The 20,639-nt window shown below is 44.4% G+C and carries 18 protein-coding genes and 1 tRNA gene; 16 read left to right on the plus strand and 3 right to left on the minus strand.

The window, feature by feature from the left end:
- Nucleotides 1-65: 65 nt before the first annotated feature.
- Entirely contained in the window at nucleotides 66-500 is a 435-nt protein-coding gene (locus tag ACOMA8_RS08770) for a YwiB family protein (RefSeq protein ID WP_421370110.1), read from the plus strand.
- 163 nt (nucleotides 501-663) lie between these two features.
- Nucleotides 664-1,287, plus strand: a complete 624-nt coding sequence (rpoE, locus tag ACOMA8_RS08775; RefSeq protein WP_161900202.1) for a DNA-directed RNA polymerase subunit delta — start codon at nucleotides 664-666, stop codon at nucleotides 1,285-1,287.
- A 543-nt stretch (nucleotides 1,288-1,830) separates the two neighbouring features.
- On the opposite strand, the gene ACOMA8_RS08780 is transcribed toward rpoE, so the two are convergent.
- A tRNA-Arg gene (locus ACOMA8_RS08780) sits at nucleotides 1,831-1,902 on the minus strand.
- A gap of 52 nt (nucleotides 1,903-1,954) precedes the next feature.
- On the opposite strand from ACOMA8_RS08780, the gene rpoN reads away from it, so the two are divergent.
- From rpoN to ACOMA8_RS08815, 7 genes are all read left to right on the plus strand, one after another.
- Nucleotides 1,955-3,274 (plus strand): RNA polymerase factor sigma-54, encoded by a 1,320-nt coding sequence (rpoN, locus tag ACOMA8_RS08785; protein ID WP_421370112.1) that lies wholly within the window; start codon nucleotides 1,955-1,957, stop codon nucleotides 3,272-3,274.
- A gap of 179 nt (nucleotides 3,275-3,453) precedes the next feature.
- Nucleotides 3,454-4,545, plus strand: a complete 1,092-nt coding sequence (locus ACOMA8_RS08790) for a sugar-binding transcriptional regulator (protein ID WP_202622216.1) — start codon at nucleotides 3,454-3,456, stop codon at nucleotides 4,543-4,545.
- A 41-nt stretch (nucleotides 4,546-4,586) separates the two neighbouring features.
- Entirely contained in the window at nucleotides 4,587-5,588 is a 1,002-nt protein-coding gene (gene gap / locus ACOMA8_RS08795; RefSeq protein ID WP_161900199.1) for a type I glyceraldehyde-3-phosphate dehydrogenase, read from the plus strand.
- A 134-nt stretch (nucleotides 5,589-5,722) separates the two neighbouring features.
- On the plus strand, nucleotides 5,723-6,913 hold the full coding sequence (locus tag ACOMA8_RS08800) for a phosphoglycerate kinase (RefSeq protein ID WP_161900198.1): 1,191 nt from the start codon (nucleotides 5,723-5,725) through the stop codon (nucleotides 6,911-6,913).
- Nucleotides 6,914-7,024: 111 nt separating this feature from the next.
- Nucleotides 7,025-7,780 (plus strand): triose-phosphate isomerase, encoded by a 756-nt coding sequence (tpiA, locus tag ACOMA8_RS08805; protein WP_421370115.1) that lies wholly within the window; start codon nucleotides 7,025-7,027, stop codon nucleotides 7,778-7,780.
- A 118-nt stretch (nucleotides 7,781-7,898) separates the two neighbouring features.
- Nucleotides 7,899-9,203, plus strand: coding sequence for a phosphopyruvate hydratase (eno, locus tag ACOMA8_RS08810; RefSeq protein WP_161900196.1), 1,305 nt, complete (start codon nucleotides 7,899-7,901; stop codon nucleotides 9,201-9,203).
- A gap of 264 nt (nucleotides 9,204-9,467) precedes the next feature.
- Entirely contained in the window at nucleotides 9,468-10,493 is a 1,026-nt protein-coding gene (locus tag ACOMA8_RS08815) for a branched-chain amino acid aminotransferase (protein ID WP_421370117.1), read from the plus strand.
- A gap of 82 nt (nucleotides 10,494-10,575) precedes the next feature.
- On the opposite strand, the gene spxB is transcribed toward ACOMA8_RS08815, so the two are convergent.
- Both spxB and ACOMA8_RS08825 read right to left on the minus strand, forming a co-directional pair.
- Nucleotides 10,576-12,303, minus strand: a complete 1,728-nt coding sequence (gene spxB, locus ACOMA8_RS08820; RefSeq protein ID WP_421370119.1) for a pyruvate oxidase — start codon at nucleotides 12,301-12,303, stop codon at nucleotides 10,576-10,578.
- A 139-nt stretch (nucleotides 12,304-12,442) separates the two neighbouring features.
- Nucleotides 12,443-13,147 carry a TIGR00266 family protein gene (locus ACOMA8_RS08825; RefSeq protein ID WP_421370121.1) on the minus strand — a complete coding sequence of 235 codons (705 nt, stop codon included), beginning with the start codon at nucleotides 13,145-13,147 and terminating at the stop codon, nucleotides 12,443-12,445.
- A gap of 332 nt (nucleotides 13,148-13,479) precedes the next feature.
- Here ACOMA8_RS08825 and ACOMA8_RS08830 point away from each other — a divergent pair, with 332 nt between their 5' ends.
- The 7 genes from ACOMA8_RS08830 (at nucleotide 13,480) to smpB (ending at nucleotide 20,632) form a co-directional block, all read left to right on the plus strand.
- Nucleotides 13,480-14,454 carry an alpha/beta hydrolase gene (locus ACOMA8_RS08830; protein ID WP_421370123.1) on the plus strand — a complete coding sequence of 325 codons (975 nt, stop codon included), beginning with the start codon at nucleotides 13,480-13,482 and terminating at the stop codon, nucleotides 14,452-14,454.
- A gap of 1,064 nt (nucleotides 14,455-15,518) precedes the next feature.
- Nucleotides 15,519-15,785 (plus strand): (4Fe-4S)-binding protein, encoded by a 267-nt coding sequence (locus ACOMA8_RS08835; protein WP_421370125.1) that lies wholly within the window; start codon nucleotides 15,519-15,521, stop codon nucleotides 15,783-15,785.
- Nucleotides 15,786-15,844: 59 nt separating this feature from the next.
- Nucleotides 15,845-16,120 (plus strand): GNAT family N-acetyltransferase, encoded by a 276-nt coding sequence (locus ACOMA8_RS08840; RefSeq protein WP_161900190.1) that lies wholly within the window; start codon nucleotides 15,845-15,847, stop codon nucleotides 16,118-16,120.
- A 270-nt stretch (nucleotides 16,121-16,390) separates the two neighbouring features.
- Nucleotides 16,391-16,627, plus strand: a complete 237-nt coding sequence (secG, locus tag ACOMA8_RS08845; protein WP_161900189.1) for a preprotein translocase subunit SecG — start codon at nucleotides 16,391-16,393, stop codon at nucleotides 16,625-16,627.
- Between the two features lie 323 nt (nucleotides 16,628-16,950).
- Nucleotides 16,951-17,712, plus strand: coding sequence for an alpha/beta hydrolase (locus ACOMA8_RS08850; RefSeq protein WP_421370128.1), 762 nt, complete (start codon nucleotides 16,951-16,953; stop codon nucleotides 17,710-17,712).
- Complete coding sequence (rnr, locus tag ACOMA8_RS08855) at nucleotides 17,709-20,078, plus strand: ribonuclease R (RefSeq protein ID WP_421370239.1); 2,370 nt, start codon at nucleotides 17,709-17,711, stop codon at nucleotides 20,076-20,078. The genes ACOMA8_RS08850 and rnr overlap by 4 nt, the downstream gene beginning before the upstream one ends.
- Nucleotides 20,079-20,170: 92 nt before the next feature.
- Complete coding sequence (gene smpB / locus ACOMA8_RS08860) at nucleotides 20,171-20,632, plus strand: SsrA-binding protein SmpB (protein WP_161900186.1); 462 nt, start codon at nucleotides 20,171-20,173, stop codon at nucleotides 20,630-20,632.
- Nucleotides 20,633-20,639: the final 7 nt, after the last annotated feature.

Below are 20,639 nucleotides of genomic sequence, written 5' to 3' on the forward strand. Positions count from 1 at the left end.
CTGGCACCTCCCAAATCAGAGTAGCCGGGACAGTGCGGGAAGATTCAAGAAGGGAAGTATCAATTATGGCAATCAAAAACGGACTGCCGGTGTCTATCAACTTGGCCACCAAAGTCACGCAACACGGGGAAACCCAGGATTTTTATTTCGATATTAGCGGTCAAATCGTCAATATTGGCGATACCTTGTACATTCGCTACCAGGAGCTGCAACCAGACGGTGTTGAAGTGCCGGTCACAATTAAAATTATGCCAGACGGTGCCGTTCAGCTGACCCGCTCAGGTGAGATGCGCTTGAAATTGAAATTCGTCTATCGGGAAACGGTGAAGACCAGTTATCGAACTCCTTATGGCGAGATGTTATTTGGCACTTACACTCGGAATTTGCGGGTTAGCCTAAAAGATCGACCGACATCTGGTAAGATTTTTGTTGAATACGATTTGTTTATGGCAGATGAACTGGTAGGAAATTATCAGATTGATTTGGACTTTACGGCTTGATTTTTTCCAAAGAATTTTTCGGTGGATGAAGATTTGCCTGCCCATGTCGGGAGTTACTCGTCTAAGGGAAAGATAAGTTTGCCGACAGTCTGAAAATTAAAATTGATTTTTGCGGTTGGTTTTTGTATGATAAAGGGTAGACTGTGAAAGGACGTGTCCTAATTTGGAAATTAAAGTATTTGAAGGGCTCAACAAGAATGAGCTGTCCATGATCGAAGTTGCCCATGCAATTTTGGAACAAACAGGCGATGTAATGGATTTTTCTGATTTGGTCAACCAAATCCAAAATTATCTTGGCAAATCCGACAGCGAGATTCGCGATTCTCTGGCTCAGTTTTATACTGACTTGAACATCGACGGCAGTTTCATCTCATTGGGAGAAAACCGCTGGGGATTGCGTTCTTGGTATGCAATTGACTCCATCGATGAAGAGCTGAACTCCGGCTTGGAAGATGAGGACGAAGAAACTACACCTAAAAAACGCAAGCGCAAACGTGTCAATGCGTTTATCAATGATGACGATGATGCAATCGATTATAACGACGATGATCCGGAAGACACCGATCTGACGGAAGATGAAGACGATAAAGAATTGTATGACGACGATGACGACGATGATGAAGAAATCGCTGAATACGATTCTGATCTGCAGGAAATCGGTGCAGATGAACCATCAGATGATGAAGAAGAAGTCCCTGGTGGTATCGAAGAAGATCTTTCCATTATTGATGATGACGACGTAGATGACGACTTCGATGATGAGGATGAAGACGAAGAAAAACACTGATCTTAATGAGGAACGGTGACAATAGTCTAAGCAATCTCTTACGAAGCGAACACTATCAAACGTGAGTTACAATAAAAGCCAAGTCACTTCCATTAAAAAATAGTGGAGGGGACTTGGTTTTTCATTGTTCAAAATTTGAAACGCTGACTAATCTTGATCTCATCAAGGCAAGCCAGTGTCATTCACTTCTATTTATATGTATGGCGATGTTCTTTCTAGAGGCTTTGACACAGAAATTGTCGCAACCATTTGGATTATCCGCGAAAAAGAATTTATTTTTAGAAGAAATCCAAGCGTGGGGTTATCAATGAAACCAATTCCAAAAGAAATTATGCCAAGCTGGTGAGAGTAGCTAGCCTGCAATGAGCATCGTCGTAATCCATTTGATAGTAGTTTCCAACAAGATGATTGGCTTGTTAAATTCAGAAGTTCGTTGGTTCATAGACAGCTAGAGTAAAAAACACCGCCTCCAATTAGGAAGCGGTGCACTCTGGTTTTGATTATCCGGAAAAATTCCAGTATAATCAACTATGTTGCTAATGACGCGCTCTAAGGGAATCGAACCCCTGTCTCAAGAACCGGAATCTTACGTGATATCCACTACACTAAGAGCGCCGAACAATAAGTAGTGTAACGAATAATCCATAAAAAGACAAGAGGAAATTTCATGAAATTTCAACAAAATTTTTCGCAAGCGCAATCACAAAAGCAAAAGCTTGCTCTGACGCAGAAATTGCAGCAATCCATCCAAGTACTGCAATACTCAGTGGAAGAACTGTCTGAATTTGTAGACAGTGAAGCCATGGAGAATCCGCTCATTGAAGTGATTGAGCCTAACTATACATTGAATTATTCAAAGCCAATGTCAAACAGTGGAACCGAAATCAATTACCTTAATCAAATCCCGGATACCCGTATTTCACTGTTTGAGCATCTGATTGATCAAATTCATTTGAACTATCGCGATACTTATTTACGAACACTGGTACTTTATCTGGTAGAGTATATCGATCTCAACGGATTTTTGACCACCACGTTAGATGAGGCCTGTGATCAAACAGGGGCAAATGCCGTTCAGATGCTGGATGCACTGACGCTGATTCAACAGTTGGATCCACCGGGAGTCGGGGCTCGAGATTTGCAAGAGTGCTTGATGTTACAGACAGAACGAGATGATGCGGCGCCGGAGATTGCTTATTTAGTATTGGAAGAGCATTTTCAAGAGCTGGTGGATCGCAAATGGCCAGAAATCGCTAAAGCGTTGACGGTGCCGGTTTCTGACATTCAGCGGGTATTTGACTTTATTCAAACTCTGACGCCTACCCCCGGTGCGAGTTTTGGTTCGACAGATGGCTTATACATTATTCCAGACGTGCTGGTAAAAGTAACAGGAGAAGAGATTCTTGTTTCTTCCAATCGCCGCGGCATGCCGGAAGTTAAATTCCAACAAACGTATTTTGATCAGATGACCAAAAGCAAGGACCCTGAAGTAATCAAGTATTTAGAAGAAAAGAAGCAGGATTTCCAATGGCTGCAAAAGACGATTCAACAGCGGGGAGATACAATCCTACGAGCCGCCGGGGCAATTGTTGAACATCAGCGAGACTTCTTTATGCAGGAACATCGGCCACTGAAACCACTGACCATGAAAGTAATCGCTGATGAACTGGAAGTACATGAATCCACAGTAAGTCGCGCAGTTAATGGAAAATATATGGAAACGAAGTTCGGTGTCTTCGAACTCAAAAGCTTCTTCAGTCAAAAAGTGGGCGGTCAAAACGAAGACGGTGAAGACATCTCAGCCAATACCATCAAAAAACGACTGCGAGAGCTGATTAATGACGAAGATAAAGGAAAACCACTCTCTGATCAAAAGCTGGTCGAATTATTGAAAGCCGAATCATTTGAGCTTTCTCGACGGACGGTTGCAAAATATCGCGAAGCACTGAAAATCCCCAGCTCATCCAAAAGAAAACGGTTTGACTAAAGGCAGGATTAATAAAAACACAGCAAAGGAGACTGCTGTGTTTTTTTGTTATCGTAAAAAAATCTATGAAAAGCTGTTGGAAAGATAGGTTGTTTCGGTTGCATGAACTGCTCAGAAATGGTACTATCATTCATGTGAGGTCGTTGATTTTTCAGCGTGTTTCATTTTTTTTAGACCAGATGGGTCACTTTAGGTCTATGTTGGACGAAAATAGTCCCTCGGAGGGGTGCCGTGTGCTGGATGAATTAAAATTGATCGAAACAGTCGCACCGGATATCCTGGCTGTGCTGCAGGAACGCTTCAAAATTCTGCGGAATATCTATTGGATGCAGCCCATTGGCCGACGCAATCTGGCGGAAAGTTTGGAATTGACAGAACGTGTCTTACGTTCTGAGACCGACACATTGAAAAAGCTGCAATTGATTAATGCTGATAAAAGTGGCATGACCTTGACTGAAAAAGGCGAAGACGTCTATAACAGCCTCGGAAAAATCATGGATCAGCTCTTCGGGATGCACCAGATTGAAAAAAAGCTAGCCGATCATTTTGGAATTCAGCGTTGCTTAGTTTCAGTTGGTGACAGTGATCGACAGCAAAAAATCGTCGCAGAGTTCGGTGACTGTTTAAACGAATCATTGGACTTATTGCTTCCGGAAGGTAATAATATAATAGCGGTAATGGGCGGTTCAACGATGGCCGCTGCGGCAGAACGCTTGACCAATTTGGAAAGCGAAAAACGCCACAACCTGTTTGTACCTGCCCGCGGAGGAATCGGCGAAGCAGTGACGGTACAGGCCAATTCCGTTGCTTCTGTTATGGCAATGCGAACGAATGGAGACTACCGAGCTTTGTATGTCCCAGAACAATTGAGTGCTGCCACCTATCGCTCCTTGTTGACTGAGCCTTCCATCCAAGAAGTTTTGGATTTGATCAGTCACGCAAATTGTGTAATTCACAGTATTGGACGCGCTGTTCACATGGCTGCACGCCGTAAGATGACCGAAGACGAGATCGTGATGCTCAAACAGCAAAACGCCGTTGCCGAGTCATTTGGCTATTTCTTCAATGAACAAGGAGAAGTGGTTCATAAAGTCCCCCGGATTGGCATCGAGTTGGCAGAACTGAAGAAAGTTCCCATCATCGTCGCAATCGCCGGTGGCAAAAGCAAGGCAAAAGCAATCGGTGCCTATATGAAAAATGCACCGAAGCAAACGTGGCTCATCACAGATGAAGCCGCTGCAAACGAGATTTTAAAAGGGGCGACCCTTTAAAATAAATAACTTTTTTGATTTTCATAAGGAGGAAATCTCAAATGACAGTTAAAGTAGGTATTAATGGTTTCGGACGTATCGGACGCTTGGCATTCCGTCGTATCCAAGATGTAGATGGAATCGAAGTAGTAGCAATCAACGACTTGACAGATGCTAAAATGTTGGCTCACTTGTTGAAATACGACACAACTCAAGGTCGTTTCAACGGTACTGTTGAAGTTCACGAAGGTTCATTCAACGTAAACGGCAAAGAAGTTAAAGTCTTGGCTAACCGCAACCCTGAAGAACTGCCTTGGGGCGAACTTGGCGTAGATATCGTTTTGGAATGTACAGGTTTCTTCACTTCTAAAGAAAAAGCTGAATTGCACTTGAAAGCCGGCGCTAAACGCGTGGTTATCTCTGCTCCTGGTGGTAACGATGTACCAACAATCGTTTACAACGTTAACCACGAAACTTTGACTGGCGAAGAAACAGTTATTTCTGGTGCTTCATGTACTACTAACTGCTTGGCTCCTATGGCTAAAACTTTGCAAGACAAATTCGGTATCGTTGAAGGCTTGATGACAACTATCCACGCTTACACAGGCGACCAAAACACTTTGGATGCTCCACACCCTAAAGGTGACTTCCGTCGTGCCCGTGCAGCTGCTGCTAACATTGTTCCTAACACAACTGGTGCTGCTAAAGCAATCGGTTTGGTTATCCCTGAACTGAACGGCAAATTGGATGGTGCTGCGCAACGTGTACCAGTTCCAACTGGTTCATTGACTGAATTAGTAACTGTTTTGGAAAAACCAGTTACAGCTGACGAAATCAATGCAGCAATGAAAGAAGCTTCAAACGAATCTTACGGTTACACTGCTGACCCAATCGTTTCTTCTGATATCGTAGGCATGACTTTCGGTTCATTGTTTGACGAAACTCAAACAAAAGTAATGACAATTGGCGACAAACAATTGGTTAAAACAGTTGCTTGGTACGACAATGAAATGTCTTACACTGCTCAATTGGTTCGTACTTTGGAATACTTCGCTAACTTGTAAGATTCCTTACAATAACGCGTTCATAGTTTGAACTTGAAGCGGGGAAGCGCGTCGCTTCCCCGCTTTTTTTCTTCCGATCTGTTACTGAACAGCTCGTTTGCAATGAAATCAATGTACTGGAGGAATGAACCAACATGGCTAAAAAAACTATCGAAGATCTTGATTTAAAAGATAAAAAAGTCTTGGTCCGTGTCGACTTCAACGTGCCTTTGAAAGATGGCGTGATTGGCGACGATACTCGTATCAAAGCAGCCCTGCCAACTATCAAATATGTAATTGATCATGGCGGAAAAGCTATTCTGTTTTCTCACCTTGGCCGTGTGAAAACTGAAGAAGATAAAGCTGGCAAATCTTTGGCGCCAGTTGCTAAACGTTTGGGTGAATTGTTAGGCAAAGAAGTTACTTTCGTGCCTGAAACGCGTGGCGAAAAATTGGAAGCTGCAATTGCTGACATGAAAGACGGCGACGTTTTGGTATTTGAAAACACTCGCTTCGAAGATATCGACGGTAAAAAAGAAAGTAAAAACGATTCTGAATTGGGCAAATACTGGGCATCTCTTGGGGATGTTTTTGTTAATGATGCCTTCGGGACTGCACACCGGGCCCACGCTTCAAACGTAGGTATTGCTTCTACAGGTATCCCAACTGTTGCCGGTTTCTTGATGGAAAAAGAAATCAAGTTCATCGGTGAAGCAGTTGAAGATCCAAAACGTCCAATGATCGCTATCTTGGGTGGCGCAAAAGTATCTGACAAAATCGGCGTAATCAAAAACTTGATTCCAAAAGCGGACAAGATCTTGATCGGTGGCGGTATGACTTATACTTTCTACGCTGCAAAAGGCATGAAAATCGGTAAATCATTGGTTGAAGCTGACAAAATCGAATTGGCAAAAGAATTAATCGCTGAAGCCGGCGACAAATTAGTATTGCCAATCGACAATGTTTGTGCAGCAGAATTCTCAAACGATGTCCCTGTAGAAACTATCGAAGGGGAAATAGAAGGCGACGTAATGGCATTGGACATCGGTCCTGCGTCTATCGCTTTGTTTGCTGAAACTTTGGCTGGTGCAAAGACTGTCGTTTGGAACGGACCTATGGGTGTGTTTGAAATGTCTAATTTTGCGAACGGTACAATCGGTGTATGTGAAGCAATTGCCAACTTGGAAGGTGCAACTACAATTATCGGTGGTGGCGATTCTGCAGCAGCAGCTGAACAATTGGGCTTTGCTGACAAATTCACACACATTTCTACTGGTGGTGGTGCTTCCTTGGAACTCTTGGAAGGCAAAACACTTCCTGGCTTGGCTGCAATCAACGATAAATAATTTCGAAACGGAAAAAGGTTCTTCCGAGGCTCCCCTCGGTTGGACCGGTTCCCGTGTTTTCTGTCGTACTCAACCGAGTACTGCAAGCGAATTTTAAAGGAGATAACTCAAATGCGTAAACCAATCATCGCAGGCAACTGGAAAATGAACAAAACATTGTCCGAAGCCAAAGAATTTGCTTTGGCTGTCAAAGATGCAATCCCTTCAAAAGATGTTGTGGATTCAGTCATCGGTTCTCCGGCATTGTTCTTGGCACCACTGCGCTGCAAAACCAAAGGCTCAGAAGTACAATTAGCAGCTCAAAACTGCTACTGGGAAAATGCCGGTGCCTTCACTGGTGAAACTTCTCCAGCAGCTTTGGCTGACATGGGAATCGAATACGTCATCATCGGCCATTCCGAACGTCGTGAATACTTCCATGAAACAGACGAAGAAATCAACAAAAAAGCGAAAGCAATCTTTGCAAACGGCATGACACCAATCTTGTGCTGTGGCGAATCATTGGAAACTTATGAAGCAGGCAAAACAGCGGAATGGATTGAAACACAAATCACTGCTGGCTTGAAAGATTTGACTCCTGGTCAAGTCTCCAACATGGTTATCGCTTACGAACCAATTTGGGCTATTGGCACTGGTAAATCTGCGGATGCTAATATTGCAGATGAAATCTGTGGTGTGGTTCGTAAAACAGTTGAAAAATTGTATGACAATGAAGTTTCTGAAAGCGTTCGGATCCAATACGGCGGTTCTGTCAAACCAGAAAACATCGCTGAATATATGGCGAAAGAAAACGTTGACGGCGCATTGGTCGGCGGCGCTAGTTTGGAAGCAGATTCATTCTTAGCTTTGTTGAAAGCTGTAAAATAATCTGAATTTCTTATGAGAATTGCGAGTTTTGATTTGCAGAAATTCCATAAGTTCAATAAAATTGTTCATAGAGGCTTCGGCCTTTTAGAAAAACAAACTCAAAGGAGAGAGACAAAACATGTCAATTATTACTGATGTTTATGCACGCGAAGTCCTGGATTCACGTGGTAATCCAACAATCGAAGTAGAAGTTTACACTGAATCAGGTGCATTCGGCCGCGGTATGGTTCCTTCTGGTGCCTCTACTGGGGAACATGAAGCAGTTGAATTGCGTGACGGCGACAAATCCCGTTACGGCGGCAAAGGCGTTCAAAAAGCTGTTGACAATGTAAACAACATCTTGGCTGAAGCTATCATCGGTTACGATGTCCGCGATCAAATGGCTATCGACAAAGCGATGATCGCTTTGGACGGCACTGCTAACAAAGGCAAATTGGGCGCCAACGCTATCTTGGGCGTATCAATCGCTGTTGCGCGTGCAGCTGCTGACTACTTGGAAGTTCCTTTGTATCACTACTTGGGCGGCTTCAACACTAAAGTTTTGCCTACTCCAATGATGAACATCATCAACGGTGGTTCTCACTCTGATGCACCAATCGCTTTCCAAGAATTCATGATCTTGCCAGTCGGCGCACCTACTTTCAAAGAAGGTTTGCGGATGGGTGCCGAAGTATTCCACGCTTTGAAATCTATCTTGGCAGAACGCGGCTTGGAAACTTCTGTTGGTGACGAAGGTGGTTTCGCACCTCGTTTTGACGGAACTGAAGATGCTGTTGAAACAATCGTTAAAGCAATTGAAAAAGCAGGCTACAAAGTTGGCGACGATGTACGTCTTGGCTTTGACTGTGCAGCTTCTGAATTCTACGAAGACGGCGTTTACAACTACGCTAAATTCGAAGGCGAAGGCGGAGCAAAACGCACTTCTGCTGAACAAGTTGAATACTTGGCTGAATTGGTTGAAAAATACCCATTCATCATCACTATCGAAGACGGTATGGATGAAAACGACTGGGATGGTTGGAAATTGTTGACTGACCGTTTGGGAGACAAAATCCAATTGGTTGGTGATGACTTGTTCGTAACCAACACTGAAAAATTGGCTGAAGGTATCGAAAAAGGGATTGGTAACTCAATCTTGATCAAAGTGAACCAAATCGGTACTTTGACTGAAACTTTCAACGCTATCGAAATGGCGAAAGAAGCTGGCTACACTGCAGTTGTTTCTCACCGTTCAGGCGAAACAGAAGATTCTACAATCTCTGACATCGCTGTTGCAACAAACGCTGGTCAAATCAAAACAGGTTCTCTGTCACGTACTGACCGTATCGCAAAATACAACCAATTGTTGCGTATCGAAGACCAATTGGGTGAAGTTGCTGAATACAAAGGCGTTAACGCATTCTACAACTTGAAAAACAAATAATCTGCGAAATTTATGTTACTCTCGCTGAGAAACTTGTTGTTTCGCAGTGATTCGTAAGGAAAGATTCGCGCTGAATGAAGGCTCCTATTTGACAATCTTGTCAAGTAGGGCCTTTTTAAGTTATTGCCCTCCGACAGCATGAAATAAGCTTCCTGCAAATGGAAGAAAACAGCTGCTTGCAATAATCTGAAAATTTTTACAACATTTTCATGACAGCAGCAAAAAATTGTAGTACCATAGAAAAAATAGATCGGAGGGATCAGGATGGTTGATATTAAGTGGGATGAGCTAGGATTTTCCTACATCAAAACCCCATTTCGTTTTATTGCTCATTGGAAAAACGGCGCCTGGGATGAAGGGGAACTAATTGAGGACAATATCCTGCATATACATGAGGGTTCGCCAGCAATACACTATGGGCAGCAATGTTTTGAAGGATTGAAAGCTTATCGCCGCAAAGATGGCGCAATCAATCTTTTCCGCCCGGATCAGAATAGCCAGCGAATGAATCGGAGTGCACGACGGCTGTTGATGCCGATGGTTCCGGAAGACTTGTTTTTGAAAGGTGTTAAGGAAACAGTCAAAGCCAATGAAGAGTATGTTCCGCCTTATGGGACGGGAGCTACGTTATACATTCGACCGATTTTGATTGGTGTGGGTGAAAATATCGGCGTCCATCCTGCTAATGAGTATATTTTTTTAGTTTTCTGTATGCCTGTAGGGGCTTATTTCAAAGGAGGACTGGCACCGACAAACTTTATCGTGTCTGATTACGATCGAGCCGCACCACAAGGAACCGGAGCCGCTAAAGTGGGAGGAAACTATGCTGCGAGCTTGCTGCCGGGAGAATTGGCTCATGAAAGGAATTTTTCCGACTGCATTTATTTGGATCCGGAAACCCATACTAAAATCGAAGAAGTAGGTTCTGCCAATTTCTTTGGAATTACGGCTGACGGAACATTTGTAACTCCTAAATCCCCCTCTATCCTGCCAAGCATCACGAAGTATTCGCTATTGTACTTAGCCGAGCATCGTTTGGGATTGGCAGTGGCAGAAGGAGACTGCCCAATTGCTGAGTTGGATCGTTTTGTAGAGGCGGGTGCTTGCGGAACTGCAGCGGTTATCAGTCCGATTGGTGGTATTCAATATGGTGATGATTTCCATGTGTTCTATTCGGAAACCGCAGTCGGTCCGGTGACTCGTAAACTATATGAGGAACTGACGGGCATCCAGTTTGGCGATAGTTCAGCACCAGAGGGTTGGATTCAAACAATCTCGGTAAAGGATTAATCGCTTACTGACGAGGTAAGATAAATAGCAGAATAAAAAACCTCCGACGAAAAATTCTCGTCGGAGGCTTTTATCTGTCAGCTTATTTACTTAAAAGTTCATTCAATGTAGGCATATCGTGAACGTGGAACTTATCAGAGAAGGCTTCGATTTGTTCGTCTGAGAACTTGGAAGGATCCAATTGCAAAGCTTCTACAGGTAGTGGATCTTCGTTTTTGATTTTAACTTCGATCACGACTGGACCTTCTGCTTTAGCAGCAGCATCAAAGGCTGGCCGCAACTGGTCGTAACTGGTTACAGTGAATCCTTTAGCTCCCAGTGCTTCAGAAGCTTTACCAAAGTCAGCATCTGCCAAATCAACACCAAACAGCGCGGTGTTAGTCGTTTCTTGCTCTGCTTGAATAAAGCCTAATGTATCATTTGTCAACACAACATTGATGATTGGCAATTTGTATTTGACTTGGGTGATGATGTCGGGCATGTTCATGGCATAACCACCGTCACCAGAGAAGGTGAACACTTGGCGATTTGGGTAGCTGAGTTTCGCAGCAATCCCACCAGGTACCCCGTAACCCATCGTTGCAAACCATCCGGATGTCGTGAAGGCTTGCTTGCCGTTCATATCCAGATGACGTACGGAATGAGTAGTGACGTTACCGACGTCTACAACGAAAATCGCATCGTCTTTGGCGATTCGGTTAACTTCCGCATAGACTGGTTCAGGACGCAACAATTTATCATCGTCGAAGTTGTCGAAGCTGTGGCGCCATGCATGCCAGTTTTTGATATTTTCTTGATTTGCTTTCAACCATTCATCAGCTGGACGGGAAGCTCCCAGCTCTACTAAGCGGTCCAAAGCTTGGGCACCGTCTGCTAAGATAGCAACGTCAGCTTTGTGGCGACGGCCAAATTTGGAAGCATCGATGTCAATTTGAATAAATTTCGCTGCCGGGTTAACGAAGAATTGGGTAAAGGGCATATCTGTACCGACATAAACGACCAAATCGGCAGCAGCGGCAGCTTCGTTGGCAGGTTTGGTTGCGACCCGGGCAGCTGAACCGAGATAGTTTTCGTAACGATCTGGAACGATGCCTTTAGCTAAAACTGCATTGATGATCGGCATGCTGAAGTGTTCAGAAAAGGCTTTAATCGCATCAAAATGTCCTCGTAACCCTTGACCAATGTAAAGCACCGGTTGTTTGGCTTCTTCAATGAGAGGTAGTGCTTTTTCCAATTGCGCTTCGTCCAGTTGTGGCAAACTTGTTTGACGGGTATAGGCAGTTGGCAAGTAGTTGTCTTCGATTTCTGCATAGCCGAAATCAACCGGAATTGTAACTACAGCCACACCGTTGTATTGGTAAGCGGCTTTGATTGCTTCGTCTACGACATGGGGCAAACTTTCTGGTGTCATAACTGTTCGGTTATAGACACTGACATCGGCGAACATTGGATTTTCATTCAATTCTTGGAAAGAATTGTAGTTCATAGCTGTGCTGGCTACTTGACCAAGTAATGCCAATACTGGAACGTGGTCCATTTGGGCATCGTAAAGACCATTGATTAAATGGCTCGCACCGGGACCAGCTGAACCAAAGACAGCACCCACTTTGCCGGTTAATTTTGCATCAGCCGCAGCTGCCAACGAACCTGCTTCTTCATGCCGTACTTGAATGTATTTGATTTCATCTTGTTCTTTGTATAATGCGTCCATGGTGGAGTTGAAGGAACCTCCAGGAATGCCATAAATGTGGTCAATTCCCCAAGCCTTCATGACTTTGACCATTGCCACGCCTGCATTGATTGTTGACATACTGTCCACTTCTTTCTGATAGTTGTTTGATAACTTACTTTATTATTGTATTCCCACTTTGAAAAAAGTACAAAACATAAGCTTACAAATAGATAGTAAAACGTTTTCTTGCGTTTTTTGAGAAGCAGGCGGCTAGTTGTCAGTTATTGCTGCTGGTGCTGATATAAGGACTGATCAAACCTGCTAGGGCTTCGATATTGCGGCTTTGAATCAGAATTGTCCCGCTGCCGGTAAAGGTATTGACTAGTCCTTCGCCGGTTTTGAAGCCAAAGACTCCAGAGGCCACTTCGATTTGGTAATTCAAACTGTCACTCCAAGCGACAACATGATGGTTATCTACGACAAAAGGATGGCTGCCATCCAGTGTGACTTCCACGATATCTCCATAGCCGGTCACCAGCATCGTTCCGCTACCGGCTGTTTCCATCACGAATAAGCCGCCAGTGCCACCAAAGAGGGCGCCACCGATATTCTGCCGAACCATGTTGTAATGAACGCCGCTGTCAGAACTCAAATAGGCCCCAGTATTCAAGCGCCATTGAGTAGCTCCAATGGCTAGTTCTCGGATTGTGCCGGGTGTCGAGGGTGCGATGGCGATCACAGCATTGTCAGCTTTGCCGGTAGCGGTGGTGATGAAAAAGCTCTCTCCGCTGGTAACTGAACGACTCAGCGCACGCAAAGCACCGCCGATTCCTTTCTTTCCGTTGGCATTCATGTGTCCTTCAAGATCAATTTGACCGTTGTGATAAACCATTGCTCCGGATTCTAACTGAATCTGTTCGCCTTTCCTCAATGTAATTTCTACTAATGGAAAAACGGATTGTGACGTCAGACGATAATTCATTTTGCTCCCTCATTTCTTTGATGTGTGAGATTTGTCAGTCAAAGGACGCAAGAGCGGTACCTTGTCGTCCTTTACGAGTTTGATTATACGGGATTGCCGAAAATTAAGCCCGCGTAAAGGTTGTGACAATTTTTTGGTAACGGCTGTAAACCGTGTTAAACTAAAAAGTGAGTTTTCTTGGGAAAGACAGAGGCGAGTCCCGAGAGTTTTAAGAGAGCTGATTTTATCGGACGATTGAGGACTTTTGGTTAGCCTGTTATCGCTGGCAAATTTTGCCTTGAAGGAATGAATCGTAATCAAAGCATCAAAAGTAATGGGTAAGGATGAATTTAATGATAAAATGGATAATTTTGGTTCTGATAGTGCTGTTGGCGCTCCTTGCTTCAGGATTGATTTACTTGAACCGTTGGGCGAAGTTCTTTGTGAATGCAGCCGTGGAACGAGAGAATGATTGGTTTATGAAAGACGGCGCCCGCCTGTTGAATCCCGGTTGGGAAGATGTGACCGACTCCAAGCAGCAGGAGCGAGCTGATTTTTGGCTGCAGGAAAACACTTGGCAGATTGAAACACCGGATCGTCTGCGGCTGACCGGTGCCGCCTTTTTGCAGGAAGGGCAGCGGTGGGTCATCGCCGTTCATGGCTACCGCAGTACCGGATTTCAAGATATGGCTGATGTTGCTATGCATTATTATCATGAAGGATATAACGTTTTGGTTCCGGATCTGCGGGGACACGGGCGCAGCGAGGGAAAAATCATTGGCATGGGGTGGTTAGACCGTCTTGACTTGGTGCAATGGATCCAAGTAATTTGTGAGCAGGACCCCGCTGCAAAAATCATTCTCCATGGCTGTTCTTTAGGTGCAGCGGCTGTTTTGATGGCGAGCGGTGAAAAATTGCCGGACAATGTCAAACTGATTATTTCCGACAGCGCTTATACCTCTGTTTACAGTGAGTTCAAGTGGCTGCTGCACAAATACACCAAATATCCGGTGAATCGGTTTATGGTATTAGCCAACCGTTATGCTCGTCGCAAAATGGGCTATTCTTTAATCCGGGCTTCAGTGACCCGCCAGTTGGGGAGCAATCATCTGCCGGTACTGTTTCTTCATGATCGGCAAGATCCATTGGTACCCGTAACGGAGACGACGACTTTGATGGAGGCTACCGCTGGTGAGAAAAGCTGTGTCATCTTTGAAACGACAGGACACATGCAGGCAAAAACACAGCAGCCCGCTGACTATTGGGAAACGGTAGCTACGTTTATTTCTACTCATTTTCCGAAAGCGGCTAAATCAAAAAACAACTGAATCAAAAAAGGTTCGACTGAGGGGCGTTAATTGCCCGCAGTCGAACCTTTTTTACATTTTTACTCCTTTACTCCGCATTTCGTGCTGAGAGCACCGTATCTCCAGGCGGCGTTTTTTTTGTTAAAAGCTGCAGGGGAGCGGCACTGAGGCTTAAGAGGACTTGGGCTGGAAAATAAAAGAACCACATCAACGGACCGACAAGTCTCTGGGTGCTTCCCGGTAACAAATTAAAAGCTGCTACCGTGATATCGCAAAGTAAAAATAAGAGGAGTGCAACTTGTAGAAGCTGTCGTTTGGGATGCTGTGATCGAAAGGTTGAAATGACATCTGTCAGCAAAAAAACAGCGTAAAACAGACCGGAAGAAAAGGTACTGTACGACCATTTCTGTTGTATGCCTAATAGCAAAAGTAGCGCACCACCAACATATGCGAGGACAATCTTTTTTTGTAGCTGGGGAAAGTTGCGATGACTGTAGATTACATGGACACCGGCAAAGATCAGAAGTGGAAAAAAGGCGGAATCCGTAAATAACAAGAAGTAGTCGCAACCGCAAGTCAGAGCCAGCCCCCAAAATAAATGATGCCAATCGATTGGATCAGCTTGTTTTCTGTGTAAAATGACGAAGCCGAGACACGACAACAGTCCACAGTATTTCAACGGGTCACTGAATCTTTCAGGACTATTTGGGAGCAAGTCTAAACAAAGAAAGACCACCCAGATTGTACCTTGAAAGATCAGATAGCTTTTTTTGATCATCTTTTCACCTCAAATCAATTATAGCAACTTTCGGTTTTTTCAGACATTGTGACGATGAATACAAATACTTGTAACATTTTCCCTTCGCTGATAAAATGTAAGTGATTTGAGACAAGCGTTTTCTTATTGAGAGAAAGCCATGTGTGTTCCTTCAATTAAAGTGGTTATTTTAAAAAGGGATATCTGTGGGGGACTGCATAGCAGAGCACAGCTCAATGACAGATTATTGCATGAAAAATTCATCATGTCGCAGTTGCGTTAGTCAGAAAATAAATGATTGACGTGAGTGTAAAAAGGAGGAAATACAATGGACGGAAGCAGAATCGGTGATGCACAGAACACTGAGGAATTATTGCTGGCTCAAGGGTATCGGAAATATACCGGTGAAGACATCGACATTTATTACAACAAGGACATCTGTGCCCATGTTGGAAACTGCGTGCGAGGCAATCCTGCTGTATTTGAAGTAGGTCGCCGCCCTTGGATCATCGCCGATAACGGTGGTGCCGATGACAACGAACGGGTAATTAATACCTGTCCCACCGGCGCATTGAAGTTTATTCGCAAAAACTAACAATCGGAATACTTGATTGTTCAGTTGATGCCATCAATAACAGAAAGCAGGAGTAAATTATGGAAATCAAAGAAGAAAAAAATCGTTTTGCCCTCTACAATGACGAAGGAGCGGAAATCGGTGAAATGACTTGGTCAAATGCTGGTGATGAACTGATCATTATCGACCACACTTATGTAGACCCCGCATACCGCGGCCAAAGCTACGCTGAAAAATTAGTTAAAGCAGGCGTAGAAAAAGCTCGTCGCGACAATTTGAAAATTATTCCATTGTGTCCATTTGCGAAAAAGGAATTCAATGAAAAAGCGGAATACGGCGACGTATTGCGCAAATAGTGAGAGTTTTATCCAGCGAGGGTCTTGACTACAGATTGTTTCGCTGTTACCGCTGGTCTTTAGAGATCAGCGGTTTTTTGATGAAAGGTAGAGGGACAAGCAGGCTTTCATTTTTTATTCTTGAAAAATTTCCTTTCGTACAAGCTTGTAGGTTTACTGACCTTGAAAACAGAATGCAATTTTTTTGGAAGCCGTTTTCAGGTAGCCAAAAAAGTGGGGATATGGTAAAGTATATTAGACGTATTTCGCAATGAAGGGAGCTATCACCGAATGTATGAATTTCTACTGGCTTTGGTCATCATCTTGTCGGTTTTGATCATTATTGCCATCATGATGCAACCAAGCAAGCAAAACAGTGCTGCCAGTGCCTTTTCAGGCGGAGCTGGTGAATTGTTCGGTAAGCAGAAGGCCCGCGGGTTTGAAGCTGTCATGCAACGAGCAACGGCGATCATGGGTGCTACCTGGATGATCTTGCTGTTCTTATTGGCTTATCTGTCATCAAAATAAGCACACTGTACCGTGACCTGTAAAGCTGCAGGTCACGGTTTTTTGCTAAAAAGGCTAATTTATTGTTCAGTCTACAACTGCGTAATGGAGGAAGAAATACTGGAAAGCTCCTCTTCCGATGAATTAAACTGGCGACAGTGGGCTTTCTTCAATAATCGCTAAAAACAGTCAGCTTTTCACTACCCCAGCTCTTAAAATAGTAGCAACTAGTTTACTTGTATTGTTTAGTTTGTGCACGACAGCCACGTAGGATGCGCCTGCGTTTCTTTTTGCCGATATTTCTGCTGCGTTGTGATAGAATGGGATTTGCGAGGTGAGAAAAGATGCAACGAAAACCAAGTTTACCGCGGCCTTTTTTTGTGAAAAAAAGTCGGCGAGGCGTTCTACTATTACATGCATATTCCGGGAGCTCCAATGATGTACGGATGCTCAGTCGGATTTTGGAAAAAAACGATTATACAGTGTCGGCACCTATCTTAACTGGACACGGCACGTTTGAGCCATTGGATATCTTGGCGGCTTCGGTTGAGGATTGGCGACAAGATGCTCGACAGGCATTTTTGCAGTTGCGCAAAGAATGTGAGAAAGTAGCCATTTTCGGCTTGTCTATGGGCGGCATTTTGGCGATGGACTTGCTGGAAGAAGAGCACCCGGAGAGTATCGGTGGGGGCCTTTTTTGCTCACCACTGTTCAAAACTGAAAATCAAGTACCGGAAAACTTTTTCCGTTATGCCGAACAAGTCTATCAAACAGTCGGTCTTGACCCTGTGTTACAAGCAGAGAAGTTGGGACAGATTAGCGAATTGGTTGGCGGACAGCTGCAAGCAATCGAAGCTCTAGGGGAGCAGGTTGCAAAACGACTCTCGCTTCTACAGGTGCCAATCTATCTGGCACAAGGAGGCAAAGACGAGATGATCGCGGCAACAACGGTTTATCAAACGCTACAAGCATTGCCGCAAACAGATGTCAGTCTTCACTGGTTTGCCGAAAGTGGGCATGTGATCACCGTTGATCCTGTCCATAAACAATTTGAAGCGACCGTCTTGAACTTTATTGAAAATCTACCTTGGAATGAGGAAAAATAGTGAAAGAAAATTTGAAAGAACAGATTCGGCGGTATATCGGCGGCCAGGAGAAAAAGAGTTTTTCCGCCGAAGAGATTGCAGCCGGTCTGAAATTACAAAAAAGTGCGGATTACAAAGCGCTGGTGCAGACCATTGCAGCCATGGAACGAGAAGGCAGTCTAGTCTTTACCAAAAAAGGAAAAATCAAGCTGCCTGAACCGCAAGTTTTAATTGAAGGCGTCTTTCGGGGAAATGAGCGTGGCTTTGGCTTTGTCGATTATGACACGGAAGAAGAGGATATCTATATTCCCAAAGGGGCAACCGGCTATGCCATGGATGGTGATACTGTTGCTGTGGATATCACAGCCGCTGCGGATCCCTTTGGCGACAAGGGACCCGAAGGCAAAGTGGTAGAAGTTCGTAAACGGGCCATCACGCAGTTGGTAGGAGAGTTCACTTTGTTTTCCGAAGAAGAAATCGCGGAAACCGATTTATATGGTGTTGTGAAACCTAAAGACAAAAAGCAAGCGGAATTAAAAGTAATGGTAGCCGCTGAAGGCATTCGACCGGTGGATGGCGCCATCGTGTTGGTGGAAATCACCCATTATCCGGAACAAGGCTATGCCACTAGTCTGGAAGGAATCGTCAAATCCGTATTGGGACACAAAAATGATCCGGGAATGGATATTTTGTCGATTATTGCTGCACATGGGATTCCGACAGCTTTTCCGGAAGCGGTGTTGAAACAGGCGGATAGCGTTCCTGACAGCATTGATCCTGAGGCGTTTCCAGAACGACGGGATTTGCGGGAGCAACTGATTGTAACAATCGATGGAGAAGATGCCAAAGATCTGGATGATGCGGTGACCGTTCGTAAATTGGAAAATGGCCATTACTTTTTAGGGGTGCATATAGCTGACGTTTCTTATTATGTTACGGAGGACAGCCCCTTGGATGGAGAAGCTTTTGAACGAGGGACGAGTGTCTATTTGACTGACCGGGTAATTCCAATGATTCCACAGCGCTTGTCTAATGGCATTTGTTCCTTGAACCCCCGCGTGCCGCGACTCACTATGAGCTGTGAAATGGAAATTAATGAAAATGGGGATGTGGTGGCACACGAAATCTTTTCCAGTATTATCCAAACGACTGAGCGTATGACCTATACTGCTGTCAATCAAATACTTGAAACAGCCGATGAAGAGACGATGACTCGCTACCACGCTTTGGTACCTATGTTTCAGGAGATGGCAGAGCTGCACCGTATTTTAGAAAACAAACGAATCCGCCGTGGTGCTGTTTCTTTTGAAGATCGAGAAGCTAAAGTGTTGGTGGATGAAAATGGCAATCCCCAAGATATTCTGTTGCGAGAGCGTGGGGTAGGAGAGCGCTTAATTGAGTCCTTCATGCTGGCTGCCAATGAAACCGTCGCGGAGCATTTCAATCGACGCCACTTGCCATTTATCTACCGGATTCACGAAGAACCAAAAGAAGACAAGTTGCGACGCTTCTTTGATTTTGCGGCAACATTGGGGTTAGTAGTGAGAGCCACTAAAGGCAGCATCACTCCAAAAGATCTGCAAAAAGTGGTGGCCGACGTCGCCGAAAAACCAGAGTCCTTCGTGGTAAATACCATGTTACTGCGCTCTATGCAACAAGCGAAGTATTCCGAGGAAAACCTGGGACATTACGGCTTGGCTGCGGATTACTATACTCACTTTACTTCACCGATTCGCCGTTACCCTGATTTGATCGTGCATCGTCTGATCCGCTCTTATTCAGAAGATATCCGTAGTGAAAATCAGGAGAAATGGGCTGAAAAATTGCCAGAGATTGCGCTGCATTCGTCTCAGATGGAACGGCGGGCCGTGGATTGTGAACGTGAAGTCGATGCCATGAAAAAAGCCGAATACATGGCCGAACACGTTGGAGAAGAGTTTGATGGCATCATCAGCTCTGTGGTGAAATTTGGACTTTTCATAGAACTTCCTAATACAATCGAAGGTCTGATTCATATCAATACTTTGAAACAAGACTATTTCCATTATATGGAAACCCAGCTGGTTTTGGTGGGGGAACGCACGGGGCTGACGTTTAAAATTGGTCAAAAGGTCAGAGTAAAAGTCGTCAAAGCCGATCCGGTAACCCAGGACATTGATTTTGAGCTGGTATCTGCTGAGGAAGTTGAACCGATGCAACGACCGCAAGTAAACCGCAAACGTCGACGGAATAACGACAAGCGGGAGCGTCAAAGTAATAGTAACCAAAAAGCCGGCAAGAAAAATGCCCATCGTTCCGCAGAATCTGCTGGAAAAAAAGGACGAAAAGATAAGAGCAAAACGAAAAAGCCTTTTTATAAAGGGATAAAGAAAAAAGGCCGTAAGTAACAATAAAGCATTGGAAAGCTCACTGGTAAACCGCGCAAACCGCTTTTCATAGCTGCAAAACGAGAAATTTTTACTAGAAATGAGGAAGCCACATGCCAAAAGGTGAGGGCCGACTGATCGCCCAAAATAAAAAAGCCCGTCATGATTACACAATCGTGGATACCATCGAGGCGGGAATGGTTCTGCAAGGAACTGAAATCAAGGCAATCCGCAACAGCCGGATTAATTTGAAGGACGGCTTTGTCCGAATCCGCAACGGCGAGGCCTTTTTGTACAACGTCCACATCAGCCCTTATGAGCAGGGCAACATTTTTAATCACGATCCTTTGCGAACCCGTAAATTGTTGATGCACCGCAAACAGATTGACCGCTTATATGGAGAAATGAAGCAAGCAGGAATGGCGGTGGTCCCTTTGAAAGTCTATATCAAAGATGGTTATGCCAAAGTATTGATTGGTTTGGCCAAAGGGAAAAAGCAATATGACAAACGGGAAACATTGAAGAGAAAAGACCAAGAACGTCAGATTTCACGAGCTTTGAAGGATCGGGGCTGACAATAGA

It is taken from the genome of Enterococcus infantis (assembly GCF_049166715.1).
Classification (GTDB): Bacteria; Bacillota; Bacilli; order Lactobacillales; family Enterococcaceae; genus Enterococcus_C; species Enterococcus_C leclercqii.

Coding starts and splice junctions, on each gene's coding strand:
- gap (WP_161900199.1), top strand. CDS start 4,587: ATGACAGTTAAAGTAGGTATTAATGGTTTCGGACGTATCGGACGCTTG.
- ACOMA8_RS08825 (WP_421370121.1), bottom strand. CDS start 13,147: ATGAATTATCGTCTGACGTCACAATCCGTTTTTCCATTAGTAGAAATT.
- tpiA (WP_421370115.1), top strand. CDS start 7,025: ATGCGTAAACCAATCATCGCAGGCAACTGGAAAATGAACAAAACATTG.
- ACOMA8_RS08840 (WP_161900190.1), top strand. CDS start 15,845: ATGGAAATCAAAGAAGAAAAAAATCGTTTTGCCCTCTACAATGACGAA.
- spxB (WP_421370119.1), bottom strand. CDS start 12,303: ATGTCAACAATCAATGCAGGCGTGGCAATGGTCAAAGTCATGAAGGCT.
- ACOMA8_RS08800 (WP_161900198.1), top strand. CDS start 5,723: ATGGCTAAAAAAACTATCGAAGATCTTGATTTAAAAGATAAAAAAGTC.
- ACOMA8_RS08830 (WP_421370123.1), top strand. CDS start 13,480: ATGATAAAATGGATAATTTTGGTTCTGATAGTGCTGTTGGCGCTCCTT.
- ACOMA8_RS08770 (WP_421370110.1), top strand. CDS start 66: ATGGCAATCAAAAACGGACTGCCGGTGTCTATCAACTTGGCCACCAAA.
- smpB (WP_161900186.1), top strand. CDS start 20,171: ATGCCAAAAGGTGAGGGCCGACTGATCGCCCAAAATAAAAAAGCCCGT.
- ACOMA8_RS08790 (WP_202622216.1), top strand. CDS start 3,454: ATGGGTCACTTTAGGTCTATGTTGGACGAAAATAGTCCCTCGGAGGGG.
- ACOMA8_RS08850 (WP_421370128.1), top strand. CDS start 16,951: ATGCAACGAAAACCAAGTTTACCGCGGCCTTTTTTTGTGAAAAAAAGT.
- ACOMA8_RS08835 (WP_421370125.1), top strand. CDS start 15,519: ATGGACGGAAGCAGAATCGGTGATGCACAGAACACTGAGGAATTATTG.
- eno (WP_161900196.1), top strand. CDS start 7,899: ATGTCAATTATTACTGATGTTTATGCACGCGAAGTCCTGGATTCACGT.
- rpoN (WP_421370112.1), top strand. CDS start 1,955: ATGAAATTTCAACAAAATTTTTCGCAAGCGCAATCACAAAAGCAAAAG.
- secG (WP_161900189.1), top strand. CDS start 16,391: ATGTATGAATTTCTACTGGCTTTGGTCATCATCTTGTCGGTTTTGATC.
- ACOMA8_RS08815 (WP_421370117.1), top strand. CDS start 9,468: ATGGTTGATATTAAGTGGGATGAGCTAGGATTTTCCTACATCAAAACC.